Source organism: Allobosea sp. NPDC055594, from assembly GCF_053618995.1.
In genome coordinates, this window is the sequence record NZ_JBSHIO010000039.1 from 2501 (window position 1) to 5582 (window position 3082).

General features: G+C 53.6%; 2 tRNA genes and 2 rRNA genes (1 of these 4 only partly in view). All 4 read right to left on the reverse strand.

Annotated features, from left to right (window positions below):
• A 23S ribosomal RNA gene (locus tag ACWGRX_RS26775) occupies positions 1-528 on the reverse strand; it reaches 2277 nt to the left of the window's first position.
• 224 nt (positions 529-752) lie between these two features.
• A tRNA-Ala gene (locus tag ACWGRX_RS26780) sits at positions 753-828 on the reverse strand.
• Positions 829-852: 24 nt separating this feature from the next.
• A tRNA-Ile gene (locus ACWGRX_RS26785) sits at positions 853-929 on the reverse strand.
• 230 nt (positions 930-1159) lie between these two features.
• Positions 1160-2646: ribosomal RNA gene (locus tag ACWGRX_RS26790) — 16S ribosomal RNA — on the reverse strand.
• The 16S and 23S rRNA genes sit together here with 2 tRNA genes alongside, the layout of an rRNA operon.
• Positions 2647-3082: the final 436 nt, after the last annotated feature.

The following is a 3082-nucleotide window of genomic DNA, read 5'->3' on the forward strand; positions in this document are numbered from 1 at the left end:
CGGGGTGCTTTTCACCTTTCCCTCACGGTACTGGTTCACTATCGGTCGCTGAGGAGTACTTAGGCTTGGAGGGTGGTCCCCCCACGTTCAGACAGGATTTCACGTGTCCCGCCTTACTCATGTCTCGCTTGGTCTCAGATCCGTACGGGGCTATCACCCATTAATGCGTGGTTTCCCAACCACTTCCGGTAAATTCCAAGCAAGCACTGGCCTGGTCCGCGTTCGCTCGCCGCTACTGACGGAGTCTCGTTGATGTCCTTTCCTCCAGGTACTTAGATGTTTCAGTTCCCTGGGTTAGCTTTGAACCCCTATGTATTCAGAGTTCAATACCTTCTCTTGATCTCTGTTAGCCCAAGGACAGGCCTAGACCTATCCTTAGAATAACAGAGATCGAAGGTGGGTTTCCCCATTCGGAAATCCGCGGATCAAAGCTTATTCGCAGCTCCCCACGGCTTATCGCAGCGTATCACGTCCTTCATCGCCTCTCAGCGCCAAGGCATCCACCGAATGCTCTTAAGGCACTTGATCGTTCTCATGATCGATGTCCGCAGCAATCAAGCTGCAAAACAAGATCAGAAAGACCATTATGCTTGCCGAATGTACCCGATTTAACCCGGTCGATTGGTGATCGAACCGAGCATGCTGCAGGATGAGCAGCTCTCGAATACATTCCCTCTTCACAATGACAAACAGCATCATCAATCGCTGCAACAAGACAGCAATCCATGAAACCTGAACTTTCCGGGACTTTCTGGTGGAGCCAGACGGGATCGAACCGACGACCTGAAGCTTGCAAAGCTACCGCTCTCCCAACTGAGCTATGGCCCCGATCAGAAAAGCAGTCCTTGAAACTGGTGGGCCTGGGAGGATTTGAACCTCCGACCTCACGCTTATCAAGCGCGCGCTCTAACCAACTGAGCTACAGGCCCGAGGCCCAAAACCTCGAGGAAACCCTCTCGGCACGGCCAAAGACCTCTAAAGCGTTGGCCCAGAATGCGCCGATCACGGCCGACCCTATGTCGGCAGACCAGGCGCATCGCCCGGAAAAAGAAAGAGAAACGAAGACGGCGAGGTTCCGCATGTCGAAGCCTGACTGGCTTCTTTTGTTCCAAGCGAATTCAATACAAGATCAAAGACCTCGTGGAGAATTCTACCTTAGAAAGGAGGTGATCCAGCCGCAGGTTCCCCTACGGCTACCTTGTTACGACTTCACCCCAGTCGCTGAGCCTACCGTGGTCGCCTGCCTCCTTGCGGTTAGCGCGACGCCTTCGGGTAAACCCAACTCCCATGGTGTGACGGGCGGTGTGTACAAGGCCCGGGAACGTATTCACCGTGGCATGCTGATCCACGATTACTAGCGATTCCACCTTCATGTACTCGAGTTGCAGAGTACAATCTGAACTGAGACGGCTTTTTGGGATTAGCTCGAGGTCACCCTTTCGCTGCCCATTGTCACCGCCATTGTAGCACGTGTGTAGCCCAGCCTGTAAGGGCCATGAGGACTTGACGTCATCCCCACCTTCCTCGCGGCTTATCACCGGCAGTCCCCCTAGAGTTCCCAACTGAATGATGGCAACTAGGGGCGAGGGTTGCGCTCGTTGCGGGACTTAACCCAACATCTCACGACACGAGCTGACGACAGCCATGCAGCACCTGTGTTCCGGCCAGCCGAACTGAAGAAAGACATCTCTGTCGATCAAACCGGACATGTCAAAAGCTGGTAAGGTTCTGCGCGTTGCTTCGAATTAAACCACATGCTCCACCGCTTGTGCGGGCCCCCGTCAATTCCTTTGAGTTTTAATCTTGCGACCGTACTCCCCAGGCGGAATGCTTAAAGCGTTAGCTGCGCCACTGAAGTGCATGCACCCCAACGGCTGGCATTCATCGTTTACGGCGTGGACTACCAGGGTATCTAATCCTGTTTGCTCCCCACGCTTTCGCGCCTCAGCGTCAGTATCGGACCAGTTGGCCGCCTTCGCCACTGGTGTTCTTGCGAATATCTACGAATTTCACCTCTACACTCGCAATTCCACCAACCTCTTCCGAACTCAAGACTCTCAGTATCGAAGGCTATTCCAGGGTTGAGCCCTGGGCTTTCACCCCCGACTTAAGAGTCCGCCTACGCGCCCTTTACGCCCAGTGATTCCGAGCAACGCTAGCCCCCTTCGTATTACCGCGGCTGCTGGCACGAAGTTAGCCGGGGCTTATTCTTCCGGTACAGTCATTATCTTCCCGGACAAAAGAGCTTTACAACCCTAAGGCCTTCATCACTCACGCGGCATGGCTGGATCAGGCTTGCGCCCATTGTCCAATATTCCCCACTGCTGCCTCCCGTAGGAGTTTGGGCCGTGTCTCAGTCCCAATGTGGCTGATCATCCTCTCAGACCAGCTACTGATCGTCGCCTTGGTGAGCCATTACCTCACCAACTAGCTAATCAGACGCGGGCCGATCTATCGGCGATAAATCTTTCCCCCGAAGGGCGTATCCGGTATTAGTCCAAGTTTCCCTGGATTATTCCGAACCGAAAGGTACGTTCCCACGTGTTACTCACCCGTCTGCCACTAGCACCGAAGTGCCCGTTCGACTTGCATGTGTTAAGCCTGCCGCCAGCGTTCGCTCTGAGCCAGGATCAAACTCTCAGATTTGATGAGTTTGTTCCGGCATCGCTGCGTATTGACGGAGTCATTGCTTGATTACCGAAGTAATCAGCGATGGCTCTTGTAAACGCAGCACACCGAAGTCTCGTTTGACTTGCCCGAAGGCAAGTCCGCAAGAACTTCGCCGTCCACGTTTCTCTTTCTGTCTTCAGTTTTCAAACAGCAAACTTCATCTCGGAACAGCCTTCCGTGCCGATCTAGTCGGCTACCAGGCCCAACGTTCCAGTGAAGCGGTGAGCGGCGCCGCCAGCGGCGTCGCCGTCTCGATGGCCGTCTTATAGGGGGAACCATCTCAGACTGTCAACACGCTTCATGAAAGTTTTTCGACAAAAACACCCAAACAACAAAAAACACCACAAAAACAACAGCTTAAGACAATCAACAAACACCCGGAAACAACACAACAGCCACTCACAACCCAAAA